Source organism: Paenibacillus sp. p3-SID867, from assembly GCF_025142895.1.
Taxonomy (GTDB): Bacteria; Bacillota; Bacilli; order Paenibacillales; family Paenibacillaceae; genus Paenibacillus_AQ.
In genome coordinates this window covers 260,160-274,951 of record NZ_JAMBDM010000008.1, presented here as the reverse complement: position 1 = coordinate 274,951, position 14,792 = coordinate 260,160, and the positions used below count along the sequence as shown (strand labels likewise).

Genomic DNA, 14,792 nt, shown 5'->3' with positions numbered 1-14,792 from the left:
AGGACATTTAGCCTTGAAATAGAATGACAATTCCCCGACCCAATTCCAATATCCATACTTCCATCCAAATTGAATGCAAGCCACTATGATATATTTCTACATTTTTCTTATTTTTCCTGCATCTAAAGCCTCTTGACTTACTAATCATCTTGTAAGAGTGAAGAATCACTTAATATTCACGCCACACAAAAAGCAAGCGAATCTGCAATAGACAGGTTCGCTTGCTTTTAATTAACGATCGGGATTGATTAGGGGACAAAAACCTATCTTTCAAAAAACGGTAATGGCTTAATGGCGCATGTGGCAGATAAGGTTCTTTCAGCAAACTGATTTCCTCTTCCGATAAATGGAGCGATACGGCGGTGACCGCATCCTCTATATACTGGATCTTGGTTGCGTCGACAAGCGGAGCGGCAATGACAGGCTTCGAAAGCAGCCAGGCGAGCGTAATTTGGGTCATGGGAAGACTGCGGTTTCCAGCCACCTCGGCCAGCCTGTCAACAATCGTCTTATCCATATCTGGCTTGGATATGAGTTTGCGCTCGCAGACGGTCCGTTTTTGCACGTTCGGTTTGCGTTCAACCTCCCAGGGCGGCGATAGCCGTCCGCGCGCCAATGGCGACCAGGGTGTGACCCCGTTCCTTCCGACTCGCACAGCGGCAGCATTTCCCGTTCTTCCTCCCGATAAACCAGATTATAGTTATTTTGCATGACAATGAACCGATGCCAGCCTTTGGCGCGCTGGATTTCTATAGCTTCCATAAACTGCTTGGCGTATAGGGTAGAGGCGCCCAGCCAGATCAATCCACTTTCACCGGGCCTTGATTGAATCTAAGTTATGGTTAATCGGCGAAGCTCGGATTTTTAGTCCTTCCCACCAGGTCTGCACGAAAGTATACACATGAAGGCCGCATAAAGAGTAGACTATCAAAAGTATCTTTAATACATGAACGAGCAGTAAATGAATCCTCCCCGCAGCTCACTGTGGGGAGGATTCATTTACTGCCATGCTCTAACTCCTGTACCCTATACATTATATCCACTACTGGATCATAATCCTCCGCAGCTTCCCGCACCAGTTGGATATACGTGGAGAATGACTCTTTTGTCTTCTCGTCCTCACATGTTATAATAAATCGCTCCAGCTCCTCGGCGTAATCACGCAACTTGTTCGCTTTATACCAGTTCTTCATTTGATTCTCAATGTTTTGTTTTAGTTTCTGTTTGTGAAGATTGTACTCTTCAAGTTGCTGAAGCTCCCGCTTCCTGGCCTTTTCTAAGGCTTCAACACGTTCCTGCTCTTTTTTCTTCACTTCATATTCGTACTCAGCTATATATCTAGATACGCTTATCCCAATTGCATTTTTCAAAAAATCCGTGAGAATCTCACCTATTTGTTTTTCAAGAGAGTGATCCAGAGTTTCGTTAAAACAAAGGGGTTGCACCGTTTTATTCCTAGATGCATATCCGAGAATCTCTGTAAACTCCATTTTGAACAAACCACTGGGGATCTTTTCATACATGGGACATAAGCCAGCCGTCATACTTCCAGCTTGTAACTTTGACAAAAGAGAACGTCTTTTGACCATAATCTCAATCAATGAGACGGAATACTCATGGTTCAGTAAACGTATCCTGATATTGTCCTGCTCTCCTGCACAAACGCTCACACTCCCACCCAATTCACTAACTGCATCAATCAAGCGATTCATAATTCTATATGCTCGATTCGCTTGCTTTTCGGATACGTCTATGAACAATACAGCTTTGTTCTTGCGGTTTTCCACCTTTGAAATCCTTTGTGAATACGAATCAATCTCTTTGTAAAATTGATGCTCTTCATCACGAGCATTACGGTAAGCAATCTCATCCTGATATTCTAGGATCAACGGATGCAAGTACTTATTGTGCTTCACAGTTTGAATATCCTTACGCCATTGATTGAACTTGGTCATTGATTCCGGCATCAGCAGTTCAATTGCATCAAGCTCTTTTAGCTGATTTATCGGATAATTGCTCATGTCCTTTAGTTCTATAAAACCGTGTCGCCACACCACCTATTCGCCCTCCTTACCAAAAAAAGAGAAACCACCTCTTAGCAGATCGTCAACTAATTCTTCAAGCTCAACTTCAGAAGCCATCCCCTCAGGCACTACATAACGGCTCAAATTATCATTTAAAAATGCTGAAAACGAGCCTAAGAAATCCGAGTTCTCAGGATAATCATATTTATATAGATACGTATTTCCATCTTTATAATGTTTATGAGAAAATCCCGTTCGGTTAGGAAGCTTGGACAAATGAATTCCAATGATGCTCGTTCTGATCTCAGTAAGTCGATTGAAGTCTTCCTCGAATTCGGCCTTATAAGTCTTCCGCTTGATCAGCTTTGAAATATCTATAGTAAACTTTAATTTAAACTTCATTTCTTTTACTATTTTATGGATATTCACAACATCCTCTGCTGTTTGCATCAAATACTTTAACTTTCCACTTTGCTTTTGCGGTCCATTAACTAAAGCAATTTTTATAGTTTTATATTTTTTCAGGCTTTTTTCGAGAATTGAGAACTGCTTGAAGAACTCCTCTTCACCGTAGGTTTGAGACCGCAATGGGGATAATAATTCCAGTGTATCAGGTATTCCATACTGGGAAAACGTGTCCATCAGATTTTTTATAACAACATCAAGCCTTGCTGTGTCTTTCCACAATAAATCATTGTCTTTCTCATAGCTCAGACGCAAAATGTATGCCTCATTTGGAGCAACCTTTAAAGTACCTGTTGTCGTTTCTAGAAAAATCATATTACTCTTGACATCTGCCGGGTACATCATGTCTTTCGTTGTTACTGGCACTAACACATTAATCCGTTTAACCAAGCTCACTCTTCCTGTCGAAATACATAGATTTACATATTCGGGCCAGTAGTCCTCATCATTTGCATTTTCAAATACCCATACATACATGATCAGCATTTCCAGTTCGCCTTTACGTCCATTAATAAAAGGGCGATGCTCGTTCTCTCTATAAAGAATATCCATGTTAAAAGGATTATCGTTGTATCTGTGGTTGTAACGATTAATGTAATAGAACTGCTCCGATTCCCTAATATAAATGCGCTCTATGTACTCGTTGAAAAAAGTGCCTGTATAGCTCTGAGCAAATTCGAATAAATTCACACCGTAACTGCGGAATGCCTCCTTTACCCAGCTAACCAAAGAGTTATCCAAATACTTGAATCCAGAAATGGACGGTTTTTCTGTCTCTTTTGCTTTTATCTCTTTTGCCAGAATGATCAATTGATCCCGATACTGATCAATTTCTGTTCCTTTCATTTTTGCACTGCTACAGAACTTATGAATCGTATTCTCATACTCCTCGGTACTGTAAATAAGATGAACGTATTTCCGTTCATACATCCATGACTTCAGTAATCGATCTATCCGGCTCTTTGTTTTTTTATAGTATTCAATAACAAAGCCCTTGCTTTCAGGAAATAAGCCTTCTATCTCTTGGGTGATTTTTAATGCTGATTGTTCTGTCTTGATGTTCTCATAATCGTATTCTTCCGGATTCAGATAATGATTGAAATAATCCATGACATACTTCAGAACCGTGGACATATTTTCGGCATGATTTTTAAAATTGAATTCATCAAGGTTATCTTTTTTCTTCATCTTTGTTATGTATTGTTCAACTGAAAGCATATAGTTCCCTCACTTTCAAATCGTTTGGGTTCAAATGCAAAAATTCCGAATCTATGGATGGATTCTTTTCTTCGTCAAGTCTTACTCATTCGAAGTGTTCATTTACACGTTCTGGCAGGTGTTTCCCTAATGATTGGAAACAGCCCTGTTCTACCGTTGTTAACTCATACAGACAATTATGATCGAAACTCTATAATAGATTTTCGACATACTTGTTTGCGGACTTGACGTTCATAAAAAGAACATCGTTGCCTGCACCATTACGTCTGAAGGTAAGGAAATCCGTAGGTTGGGCACCATGACCGACGATTTGATCTTGCTCATGGTGCTCAAGACCAAAAAATGCACTCATGCTGCTATGGAAAGTACAGGACCATACAGGAAACCGATATACAATTTGTTGGAGCTTGAGGATATGGAAGCACTTGTTGTAAACGCCCAGCGGATCAAGAGAATGTTCCGGGCCGTAAAACCCTATCTATCATAAATGACGGCTAAGCATCTATTTTAATGCAAACAAAAACCTTTCAAGCGGCTCGGAACGATTTGCTTGTTTTGAATCACATCAACCGCTCAATATTAATTTAAGGATGTATTTTGATGTCATAGTCAACATCAATTTTTATATTTTCCCAATATTTCAACCATTGCTCTTCCGTTATTTCTTTAGAAAACGGCTTAAGCGAATGTGTTCCGACCGCTAAGGGATCCACTTTCCACTGTTGCATTTTATTTAATAAATCTGACGTTTGTTCCTCAAGGTAGACCTCAATCTCATGAATTAAATGCTCCAATTGTTCCTCACTTTGAATTTTCTTTTCTCCCTGGTATTCCTCAATTCTTCCGTTCAATCCCACGTGTAAAGACAAGGATGAATAGTCCCTCGATAGTTTCATGCGAACATTGGATCGAATACGTCCTAAACTGATAGATAACTTTGGAATGGCCAAGACTTTTAAGAAATGATCGTTATCCAGAAGTTGAAAAATTTCATCGTCCACGTCTTGAATGACCATTACTTCTTTATCTTTTTGGAAGAAGGCTGTCCCTACGTAATTGAAATTGTTCTTATCCGAATGAAAAACCGGTAGGATCGGATCCTTAAGAGGGGAATAGAACATCTTCATAAATTGATGAATATTGACGATGCTCATTTCACCTTGGTTATGCTCCTCGTAATGCTTTAACATCCGGTAAAGAAAATAATCTTGGTTTTCTTGCTTCGTCAATTGATTTTTTATGTATTCATCAAAATCGCCTCTGACAATCAATAAATAGACACGCATTGAAATATCGGGATCAACCAATATCGTATTGATCAGCTTTTCAATGCCTCCTTTTTTTGCCAGCTCCTCATTGATTAATAACATTCGCAGCTGCCCCTGCTTTAATTCCCGATAATAAATTAAATTAAACTCCTTGCCTCCCTGCTTTAACAGATCGACTTCCTTGGAGAGAAGACGTTTTTTTTCTTTGATGAGTGGTGGTACTAAAGTGCTGATTTTCAACTTTCCTTCCGTCCCCTTGTCAACCGACCAAAAAACTACCGGAGCGATCTCTTCGATCATATTGTTCTCGACATATGGAGAAGAACAACCGGCCATCCACATAAGGCTTACAATCGCCAATAAACCATAGTGCTTGTATGGTACCATGCCTACATACTCTCCTTTCGTTTAACCACAGTGAAAAGGATCGTAGGAACAAGTAAATAAATGAATGCGCCGAGCCAGATTTGAATGTTCAGTAACATCTTTTGACCCGGAACCGTTTCCCATAACCATTGATCCATTATGATGATGCTTATCAAAATGACGAACCAACTCGACAATAATCCGATCCGAGTCGTGCGTTCGTTCATTTTTCTCATAAAGACTCTTCCGGCTCCATAAAGACACAACAGAAGAATTGAAATGTCAAACACATAATTAAACATATGAAAAGAGATAAGGATGTAATCGATTCGTTCTAAACCGCTCGTTTGAATGTAGCTTCCCATATATACTACCGGAAAATTGATCTTGCTTAAGAAGTTCGAACCGTAAAACAATACTGAAGCAATGAACAATAATGAATATTCCATGATCGTCAGCATGTTTCCAATGACAAGATATTTCGATATTTTTTTATTGGAGCTTAACCATGGAACCATAAAGGCCAAATATACTGGACCGGAAAATGCCGACCAAATAAACAACAAACCCTGCCATGATTGTCCTGACCATTCGGTGGGTATGAAAGGATACAAATCGCGGTAATTTGCAATCGGCGGAAAGAAAAAAGGAATAAACACGATTAAGATCCAAGCCCCGCAAAGAAAGGCGATGACAACAAAACGCAATGTTTTCTCCATTCCATGTGAAGCCACAAATAAGCTGATCAAAAGAATCATTAGGACCAGCCACTTTTTATTCATTGATGGATAAATAAAACTATGGAGCATTTCAACGTATCCCAGTGTGATGATTGAAATTTTTAACAATATGATCAAAAAACCAAGTATTGCGAAAATTTGAACCATCCGTTTCCCGAAAAGCTGTACAAATCCTTGATAGCCTTTCGTTGCATAACTGGAAGTAAACCATTTGGACAGCATCATCAAATTAAGTTGGGACAGCAGCCCCATGACGACAATTCCCCAAACCATATACGAATGAACCAAATAAACCGGCATGATTAAAATAAAATAATGCATTTGCGTGCGATTAACCAATAAAAGGAAATAGATGCCACCAAGGGTGGAAGTTCGATTGTATAAGGATAAAGTCTTCATTTCTTCATCTCCTGCCGCCATTTCCGTAGTGGTTTTAGATAACCCGGACGCGTTTTCATCCAAATTAATGGGCCGCGGATAAAGAGGTCGATCCAATCCTTCCCATAAAAAGGAGCAATCGGCGCTAAATAAGGTTGACCTAATGACGTTAATCCATGGAGATGTGCAAGAATCCCGATCAGCCCGATCACGATTCCCGGCAACCCAAGAAACGATGCAAGGATAAGAAGAAACACTTGCATCAGAACCATGGATTTTGTCATTTGATAATTGGGAACTAAAAAGAAAGCAATAGCGGATATACCCATCAAAACAATTAATACTTTACTTGCAAAGCCTGCTTCTACAGCCGCTTGTCCAATGACGATACCACCGATAACCCCTAACGTTTGACTGGTTTTGGTCGGCATTCGCAAACTTGCTTCTTTGATGATTTCCAGCGTTACGATCATGAAAAATCCTTCCGCAAACGGAGTAAAGGGCAATTTGCTTCTCGATTCCAATAATACGAAGAGAATCGGCAGCGGAACCATTTGGTAATGAAATGTCGTTAATGCAACATAAAAAGGAATCATCGTCAAAGAAACAATAAAACTTCCGTACCGGATTAAACGTAAAAAACTGGCTACCGGCCAACGAAGGAAGTAGTCTTCAGGCGATTGGAATAAATGAAAAAAAGTAATGGGAGCAATTAAGGCAAACGGTGAATTGGAGACCAATAGCGTCAGCTTTCCCTCACCTAAGGCGTAGGCGCAGGAATCCGGCCGATCCGTTTGTAGTAACTGTGGAAAGACCGTATGATGATGATCTTCCATAAAAGCTGCAAGCTGAGCGGAGTCTAAAAACTGATCGAAATCCACACTTTCAATTTTCTTTCTTGCAAGGGAAACAAATTCCGGATTAATTAATCCGTCTATGTACAGTAACACAACTTTCGTTTTACTCAGTGAACCGACAGTGAAGCTTTCCGTTTTTAATGTCGTTATAGGCAAACGCCTGCGTAACATTGTAATGTTTTTATCGATTTGTTCGCTGAAACTGTCTTTCGCTCCATATATAACAGTTTCCGTTTGGGAAGATTGAATTGCCCGACCCAAAGGATTTTCCAGTTGGACGCCTAACCATTGATCGTTGACTGAATCGTTTAGAAGAATAAATCCTTGCATTATTTTTTGCTCAGCATCTTCGATCGATATAATTTCCGAAACTTTAGCATTGGCTATGCATGAAGAAAGCGACTTGTCAGCACAACGATGAAGTGGCTGAATAATCGCCTCGTTTAAACGCTCTTGATCTATTAACGTTTTTATGTATACAAGATGGACTGAAGCACTGGTACCCATTCTGTGTTCAACGACTTCGGCATCATCCATATGGTTTAATTTCTGTTTTAATTCATCAAGCCATGTGGACATTTGATGATTTTTTATTTGAGGGTCGTATTTTTCAACCATAGTCTTCTCCATTATTAAAGTAATCAAAATCATGTGGTTAATATCTTGCCCTGTAATCGAAAAATCATACGACCTGCAATTTGTATTTCAAAACCGCATAACGTTTTGAGATGTGGTTTGAGTCAAACAACAATACTATATGTAGCCTAAGGGAGTAGTGGATTTATTTGGTGTTAGATATGCCGAGGTGATAATCAAAAATAATTTAAGTGTAAGGAATTTGTCGATGTAGCTGTGATTAGACCATCTTAAGCAGCTGAGGTTAGTAAAGTCATCAGATTATCTAGGTATGTAGTTCCTCGAGATTAACCATTATGTAAGTTAAGCATAGTTCCTCTTCGGGGGGCGACTTTCTTCGCCCCGCAAGCATGTAATGCCAAAAAGTTTACTTCTTTTGTGGTACGGTTCCCCGTATCACCACGTGATACCCGGATATACCCAACGGCACTTTTCTTTCTTTCCAAAAATGCCACCTTCCTCGAAATACTATAACATGTGCCTAAGGCGGGCGTATCCCACGATAATAACCAGTATCAGAGAAGGCACAACCTTCGTTTAAATGAAGGTTGTGCCTAGTTATTATTTCTAAATTTTTTGCATTTTTACGAACTCATCTTTACCGTATTTATTGACTAGTTTTTGAACACTTACTTCCTTCATAGATCAGACACAAAGTCCTTAATAATATCTATTTTAATATCCTCATCAGTTTTTAGTAACTTTTCAATTACAGTAGACATGTGTTTCACTCCGAGTATGCAAAATTTGGAGCATTAACTCCATGCCTGATAAAAAATAACACCCAAAAACCACTCTTAATGACTCCCTAATATTGCTGCTACTAACCGAGCTCGCCTTCCGCCGTTCACCTCTCGGTGCCGCGAATCGTTACCTGCTCTCCCATATCCGCGATATAGTCCTTTCCCCACTCGTACATCAGATCCAGAATGGGAATCAGGCTCTCGCCGCGGGGCGTCAGACTGTATTCCACTTTAGGCGGCACGACGGGATACACTATTCGGTTCACGATGCCGTCGTCTTCCAGCTCCCGCAGTTGCGTCGTCAGCATGCGCTGCGTGATGTCCGGAATCAGCGATTTAAGCTCGCTGAACCGTTTGGTGCCCTCTTTTCCAAGGTGCCACATGATGATCATTTTCCACTTGCCGCCGATAATGGAGAGCGTCAGTTCTTTCTCGCAATTGAATACCTTGTCTTCATTTCTGCTCATGCTGCAGTCCGCCTCCTACACCTTAGTATACTTTTAGACACTATATAACAAAATTGTGCCTACTTCCAGTTTTGATACCTTCTCCTTATAATTAAGTTCAGCCTAGCGCATACTTAGTATATTCACACTCAAAGGAGGCACTCATTCATCATGAAACTTCAGCTTGCACTCGATCTGGTGAACATCCAGGAAGCCAAGGAAGTCGTCAAGGAAGTACAGGAATATATCGATATCGTCGAGATCGGCACTCCGGTCGTCATTAACGAAGGGCTTCTCGCCGTGAAGGAAATCAAGGAGGCGTTCCCGAATCTGGACGTGCTGGCCGATCTAAAAATCATGGACGCGGGCGCTTACGAGGTCATGAAGGCTTCCGAAGCCGGGGCCGACATCATCACGGTGCTGGGCGCGACCGACGATTCCACCATCCGCGGCGCGGTGGAGGAAAGCCGCAAGCACGGCAAGAAAATTCTGGTCGACATGATCAACGTGAAAAACCTGGAGGAACGCGCGCGCGAAGTCGATGCGCTCGGCGTTGATTACATCTGCGTGCATACCGGATATGATTTACAGGCGGAGGGCGAGAATTCCTTCGAACAGCTTCGCGTGATCAAAAACGTCGTGAAGAACGCCAAGACGGCGATTGCAGGCGGGATCAAGCTCGCCACGCTGCCGGAAGTCATCGAGGCGTCCCCGGATCTGGTCATCGTCGGCGGCGGCATTACGGGCCAGGCGGACAAGCGTGCCGCGGCGGCCGAAATTAAGCGGCTGATTTCGGCGCGTTAAGCGATGGCGCTGTCCATCAAGCGCCATGCGGCGCATATCGTGCAAGAGCTCGAGCATGCCGCATCGCTGCTCACAGAAGACGCCGGCGAACGGCTGACGGAAGCGATTCTCGGGGCCGGACACATATTTGTGGCGGGGGCGGGACGCTCCGGCCTCATGATGAAGGCTTTCGCGATGCGCCTGATGCATCTGGGGCTGCAAGCCCATGTCGTGGGCGAGACGGTAACACCAGGTATTACTATGGGTGACCTGTTGCTGATCGGCTCCGGTTCGGGCGAGACGCAGACCTTGATCAGCATGGCCGAAAAGGCGAAGGCGCTGGATGCGGACGTCGCCGCACTCACCATCCAACCGCAGTCGACGATCGGAGCGCGGGCCGACATCGTCGTCCAGCTGCCGGGAGCGCCGAAGGACCAGGCGTCCGGCAGGGATTTGACGGTGCAGCCGATGGGATCGTTGTTCGAGCAGACGCTTCTGGTTGTACTAGACGCCGTCATCCTTCGGATCATGGAATCGCAGCGCCAGAACTCCGGCAAGATGTACGGCAATCACGCGAATCTGGAATAACGGACAGGAGGGAAAGGCAAGCATGCTCAAAGGTAAAACGGCTATTATTACAGGCGCGGGTAAGGGGATCGGACTCGCGGTCGCCCGCGCCCTCGCGCAGGAAGGCGTGCGTCCGGGCCTGATGGCGCGTTCCGCGCCAGACCTGGAACGCGCGCAGAAAGAGCTGAAGGAGACGTACGGCGTCGACGCCGCCATCGCGATGGCCGACGTCGGCAACCGCGGCGAGGTCGAAGCGGCTGTCGCCCGCTTGATCGGCGAGCTCGGCACCGTCAACATCCTGATCAACAACGCGGGAACGGCGACGTTCGGTACCGTGACGGACATGGATCCCGAGGAGTGGCAGCATATCGTTCAGGTCAACCTGATGGGGACGTACTACGTTACACGCGCCGTGCTGCCAACGATGCTGGAGCGCAAGTCCGGCGACATCGTCAATGTCGCGTCCACGGCCGGAGAACGCGGCTTCGCGACGGGTTCAGCCTACTGCGCGTCTAAATTCGCCGTGATGGGCCTGACGGAATCCCTCTTCCATGAGGTCCGCAAGTCCAACATCCGGGTCGCCGCCTTGACGCCGAGCACCGTGAACACGGAACTCGCCGTCAGGACGGGCTTGCCGGTCGGCCCGGAGGAGCGGATGATGCAGCCCGAGGACGTGGCGCAGCTGGCGATCGCGGCCCTCACGCTGCCGTCGCGCGTCGTTTTAAAAACCGCGGGCATTCTCACGACCAACCCGCAATAATCACCGGCATACACAGAAAGGGCATCCCGACCGGACCTTTGCGGGATGCCCTTTTTTTGAACCTTTCTTTGAATGTAACCTTTCACATGCTCGATTACATTAACATTAATTTCTTTGCATTCTTCACATGTGGGTGACTCCAAGTCATACTAACACTACTGTCACTGTTATTATCGTTTTAGGTAACCCGAAGCCTTGACTTGAAAAAATGGCATGAAATTGGCCCGATTAGCTCTATACCAAGCTAATCGGGCTTCATCTTCCCCATTCCCTCACCCTACCCACACCGGCCTTTTTTCGCACCTCTACCCCTTCCAACACAGAAATTTAGGGACAGACAATGTCGGTGATATTCAGCAATAGTCACCGACATGCTTACTAATCCCCTCTCGGTCTACAAAGGGGTCGCAAGAGCACGCAGTCTCTCGCCGATTGGCGTAGAGCAAAGACAATAGCCACTTTAAGGATCATGCATCGAATTGATGAAATCTATAATGAATCATCTCAACTTTGGTTACCGACGAATGACAAAATTCCATTAAGAATCAGGACTTTGTAGTCAATAAAAGTGCGTACACCGATTGTTTTACAAGAAGCGGCCGAGGAAATTGCTTCTGATTCGAGTGAAATTTTGAGTTTTTTCTTCAATATTAGGGATCAGAATGGCAAGCCATTCATTCTTGGATCGGTGACGTACGAATACAACCGTAACTGGGATTCCTGGAGCAAGCTCTGTCCGTATCTGATGGGTAAAATCACATCAACAATGGTTCCTTCGTTGACCGTGCTTTCGATGTGAATACTCCCTCCGTGTACGTGGACAATCTTGTTGCTGACCGTTAGGCCTAATCCCGTCCCCTTTTCTTTGGAACTATAAAAGGGTTAACCAATGGATTTAATTCGTTCCAATGAAATGCCACTTCCTTGGTCTACAAATCGAAATTTGATAAATTCTGAATCGTGGCATAGAATCTGTGTTTTGATGATTCCACCGTTTGGCATAGCGTCAACCGCATTCTGGAGAATGTTAATAATTACTTGCTTGATTTGATTCTCATAGCAGTAAATACGTGGTACTTCCGAGTCGTGTTCTTCAATAATTTCAATGTTGTTTAATATGGAGTGTGTACTGAATAACAACACCTCCTGTTGTAAAACAACCGCCGCATCAACTTCCTGCATTTCCGGAGCTTGGGGTTTGGCAAGTGTTAAAAATCCCCATACTATAGCTTCCAATCTCCCAACCTCAGATAGAATCAATTCAATATACTCGGGTTTTTCGTTACCTTGTTGTAACAGCTGGGCGAATTCCTTGATCGAGGTTAGAGGATTTCTAAACTCATGTGCAACCCCTGCAGCCATTTGACCTACTATCAATAGCTTTTCAGTTCGTAGAAGGAGTTCTTCTGCCTTCTTTCGTTCCGAAATATCACGAGACGCGTACACGCATTGCACTACTTTGCGATTTTCATCAAATATAGGAGTGCCCCTGGTCTCGATATATACCCAACTGCCATCTGCTTTTTTACACCTCCACTCAAAATCGAACGTTGATTTTAATGTAACCATGTCATTGAATTGCTTCTTAACATACGCAAGATCGTCAGGATGAACGAAATAAAAAGCAGAATTTCCTTCAAATTCGCTGGACGAAAACCCCAAGACCAATTCATGGGACGGCGAGGCGTATAGAACTATACCTTCCATATCCACGACACCGACTAAATCCTGGGTATTTTCGGCAATAAAACGATACTTTTCTTCTCTCTCAGCGAGACGTTCAGAGATATCACGATACCGTTGTTCGCTCTCACGGAGTTTCCATTCCTGTATCTTGCGTTCTGTAATCTCCCGACCAGTTACTAAGATGCTATCAATCTTACCATCGGACGTTAGAATGGGAGTCCCTATGCCTTCGAGCCAAATGCAGGTCTCGTCCACTTTAACGAATCGCCACTCAAGACGTACCGAAGTCTTGGTGGATATCATTTCATCCCAACGTTCTCTGATGAGTGCAAGATCATCGGGGTGTACCATAGAGAAAGGGTAGTTTCCTTCAAATTGGGAAGCTTCCCCCCCGAACATCCGAATGTGGGATGGCGAAGCGTACTGTAATACACCATTAGTATCCAAGATGGCAATCAGGTCTTGTGAATTCTCCCCAATCAATCGGTATTTTGACTCTTGCTCCACGAGGTATTGTGTGAGAAGAGACGCTTCCCTTTCTTTTTTGATACGATCACTTATATCGACAGCCGAGCCGATTACCTCTGCTACTTGTCTCCCTCTATGGATAGGGCGTAAGGAAGCCAAATACCAAATTCCGTTGTATTGACCTTCATAAGTGACGTTCTCCTCTCCACCCCAAGCTCTTTCGTAATATTGAGACTTCCGTTCAGCATCATTGAGCGGGAGGAATTCATGAGGCTCCTTTCCTACGACTTGTTCGGGTGTTAGACCCATGCGATATAACAATTCACCATCACACAAAGTATGAATAAATTTTCCATCATGCCGAGTCAACTTAAAAGTCATACCTTGCTGGTATCTCAACGTAACTGCTAATTCCTGCTTTGTTTTGTGCAAAGCTTCTTGTAACCATTTTTCTCTGAATAATGCTGAAGGTATTCCATCTCTACTAAAAATCTTCTCTATTTGATGGAATGCCACCAGAAATTCCGATGGCGGCAAAGGTTTGCTAAACAAATAACCTTGCCCTAAATCGCAGAGGTTTTGTTGGAGAAATATCAATTGCTCTTTCGATTCGATTCCTTCAGCAACGACCTCCACATTTAATTCATGCCCCAGAGCAATAATTGCCTTGACAATCGTTGCATCCTTCATGTTCACCAGGCAGTTATTCACAAAACATTGATCAATTTTTATAATGTCAATCGGCAATTCTTTGAAGTTATACAGGGAACTATACCCTATCCCGAAGTCATCCAAACTGATTTTTATACCGAGATTTTTTAATTGTCTTAGAATTGGAACAATTCGGACAATTTCCATCGTCATGTATTCCGTAATTTCAAGCTCCAGATACGATGGAACAAGCCCTGTCTCATGCAAAATATTTTCCACACTTTCCACAAAATCAGGTTGATAAAATTGACGTACAGAGAGGTTGACTGCCATTATAAGTGTTGGGGCACCTGCATCCTGCCATGCCTTGCTCTGAGTACAAGCGGTTCGCAACACCCATTCACCGATGGGGGAAATCAGATTAGTCTCTTCTGCGAGTGGAATAAACTGTGTTGGAGTAAGAAGTCCTTGTTCTGGATGCTCCCATCGGATCAATGCTTCAACGCCTGTGATTTTCCCCGAAGCCAAATCCAATTTTGGCTGATAGTACAGTTGGAACTCTTGACGTTCCAGTGCTTCTCTTAAATCTTTCTCTAATTGTTGAATCCCCATTGTTACCTCCCCCTACTCGTGTTGTTGATGAGACGACAAAGTACCTGTGGTATCGAGGATGAATTTATCGAATTACGGGGGACTATCGCTGTTCTCGCCACTCTAATCCCCAACAAACAGACTA

Annotated in this window: 11 protein-coding genes and 2 pseudogenes; 4 read left to right on the top strand and 9 right to left on the bottom strand. The window is 43.5% G+C overall.

Annotated elements, in window-relative coordinates; all coding sequences use genetic code 11:
- Positions 1–169: 169 nt before the first annotated feature.
- The 3 genes from M4D81_RS18230 to M4D81_RS18220 all read right to left on the bottom strand — a co-directional run bounded on the left by M4D81_RS18230 (position 170) and on the right by M4D81_RS18220 (position 3,707).
- A complete protein-coding gene (locus M4D81_RS18230) occupies positions 170–655 on the bottom strand; it encodes an aldo/keto reductase (RefSeq protein WP_169284735.1) in 486 nt (161 codons plus the stop codon).
- 340 nt (positions 656–995) lie between these two features.
- Entirely contained in the window at positions 996–2,057 is a 1,062-nt protein-coding gene (locus tag M4D81_RS18225; RefSeq protein ID WP_169284736.1) for a hypothetical protein, read from the bottom strand.
- Positions 2,058–3,707 carry a hypothetical protein gene (locus M4D81_RS18220; protein WP_169284737.1) on the bottom strand — a complete coding sequence of 550 codons (1,650 nt, stop codon included), beginning with the start codon at positions 3,705–3,707 and terminating at the stop codon, positions 2,058–2,060.
- Between the two features lie 199 nt (positions 3,708–3,906).
- On the opposite strand from M4D81_RS18220, the pseudogene M4D81_RS18215 reads away from it, so the two are divergent.
- Positions 3,907–4,181: pseudogene (locus tag M4D81_RS18215) on the top strand (IS110 family transposase); the annotation flags it as partial.
- A gap of 110 nt (positions 4,182–4,291) precedes the next feature.
- On the opposite strand, the gene M4D81_RS18210 reads toward M4D81_RS18215, so the two are convergent.
- The 4 genes from M4D81_RS18210 to M4D81_RS18195 all read right to left on the bottom strand — a co-directional run bounded on the left by M4D81_RS18210 (position 4,292) and on the right by M4D81_RS18195 (position 9,162).
- Complete coding sequence (locus M4D81_RS18210) at positions 4,292–5,362, bottom strand: Ger(x)C family spore germination protein (protein ID WP_169284738.1); 1,071 nt, start codon at positions 5,360–5,362, stop codon at positions 4,292–4,294.
- A gap of 2 nt (positions 5,363–5,364) precedes the next feature.
- Positions 5,365–6,480, bottom strand: coding sequence for a GerAB/ArcD/ProY family transporter (locus M4D81_RS18205; protein WP_169284739.1), 1,116 nt, complete (start codon positions 6,478–6,480; stop codon positions 5,365–5,367).
- On the bottom strand, positions 6,477–7,934 hold the full coding sequence (locus M4D81_RS18200; RefSeq protein WP_169284740.1) for a spore germination protein: 1,458 nt from the start codon (positions 7,932–7,934) through the stop codon (positions 6,477–6,479). Before M4D81_RS18200 ends, M4D81_RS18205 begins: the two co-directional genes overlap by 4 nt.
- Positions 7,935–8,799: 865 nt before the next feature.
- Positions 8,800–9,162 (bottom strand): winged helix-turn-helix transcriptional regulator, encoded by a 363-nt coding sequence (locus M4D81_RS18195; RefSeq protein ID WP_169284741.1) that lies wholly within the window; start codon positions 9,160–9,162, stop codon positions 8,800–8,802.
- A gap of 150 nt (positions 9,163–9,312) precedes the next feature.
- On the opposite strand from M4D81_RS18195, the gene hxlA reads away from it, so the two are divergent.
- The 3 genes from hxlA to M4D81_RS18180 are packed head-to-tail and all read left to right on the top strand — an operon-like array spanning position 9,313 to position 11,251.
- The gene (gene hxlA / locus M4D81_RS18190) at positions 9,313–9,945 is read left to right on the top strand and encodes a 3-hexulose-6-phosphate synthase (RefSeq protein ID WP_169284742.1); all 633 of its coding nucleotides are present in this window, start codon (positions 9,313–9,315) and stop codon (positions 9,943–9,945) included.
- Between the two features lie 9 nt (positions 9,946–9,954).
- Complete coding sequence (hxlB, locus tag M4D81_RS18185) at positions 9,955–10,512, top strand: 6-phospho-3-hexuloisomerase (protein ID WP_372490926.1); 558 nt, start codon at positions 9,955–9,957, stop codon at positions 10,510–10,512.
- Positions 10,513–10,534: 22 nt separating this feature from the next.
- Complete coding sequence (locus M4D81_RS18180; RefSeq protein WP_169284744.1) at positions 10,535–11,251, top strand: 3-ketoacyl-ACP reductase; 717 nt, start codon at positions 10,535–10,537, stop codon at positions 11,249–11,251.
- 756 nt (positions 11,252–12,007) lie between these two features.
- Here M4D81_RS18180 and M4D81_RS34970 read toward each other — a convergent pair.
- A pseudogene (locus M4D81_RS34970) lies at positions 12,008–12,118 on the bottom strand (ATP-binding protein); the annotation flags it as partial.
- A gap of 15 nt (positions 12,119–12,133) precedes the next feature.
- Positions 12,134–14,668, bottom strand: coding sequence for an EAL domain-containing protein (locus M4D81_RS18175; RefSeq protein WP_248551627.1), 2,535 nt, complete (start codon positions 14,666–14,668; stop codon positions 12,134–12,136).
- Positions 14,669–14,792 lie beyond the last annotated feature (124 nt).

Excerpts from the sequence above, each read along its gene's own strand:
- M4D81_RS18220 (WP_169284737.1), bottom strand. The coding sequence starts at position 3,707 with ATGCTTTCAGTTGAACAATACATAACAAAGATGAAGAAAAAAGATAAC.
- M4D81_RS18210 (WP_169284738.1), bottom strand. The coding sequence starts at position 5,362 with ATGGTACCATACAAGCACTATGGTTTATTGGCGATTGTAAGCCTTATG.
- M4D81_RS18205 (WP_169284739.1), bottom strand. The coding sequence starts at position 6,480 with ATGAAGACTTTATCCTTATACAATCGAACTTCCACCCTTGGTGGCATC.
- M4D81_RS18200 (WP_169284740.1), bottom strand. The coding sequence starts at position 7,934 with ATGGTTGAAAAATACGACCCTCAAATAAAAAATCATCAAATGTCCACA.
- M4D81_RS18195 (WP_169284741.1), bottom strand. The coding sequence starts at position 9,162 with ATGAGCAGAAATGAAGACAAGGTATTCAATTGCGAGAAAGAACTGACG.
- hxlA (WP_169284742.1), top strand. The coding sequence starts at position 9,313 with ATGAAACTTCAGCTTGCACTCGATCTGGTGAACATCCAGGAAGCCAAG.
- M4D81_RS18180 (WP_169284744.1), top strand. The coding sequence starts at position 10,535 with ATGCTCAAAGGTAAAACGGCTATTATTACAGGCGCGGGTAAGGGGATC.
- M4D81_RS18175 (WP_248551627.1), bottom strand. The coding sequence starts at position 14,668 with ATGGGGATTCAACAATTAGAGAAAGATTTAAGAGAAGCACTGGAACGT.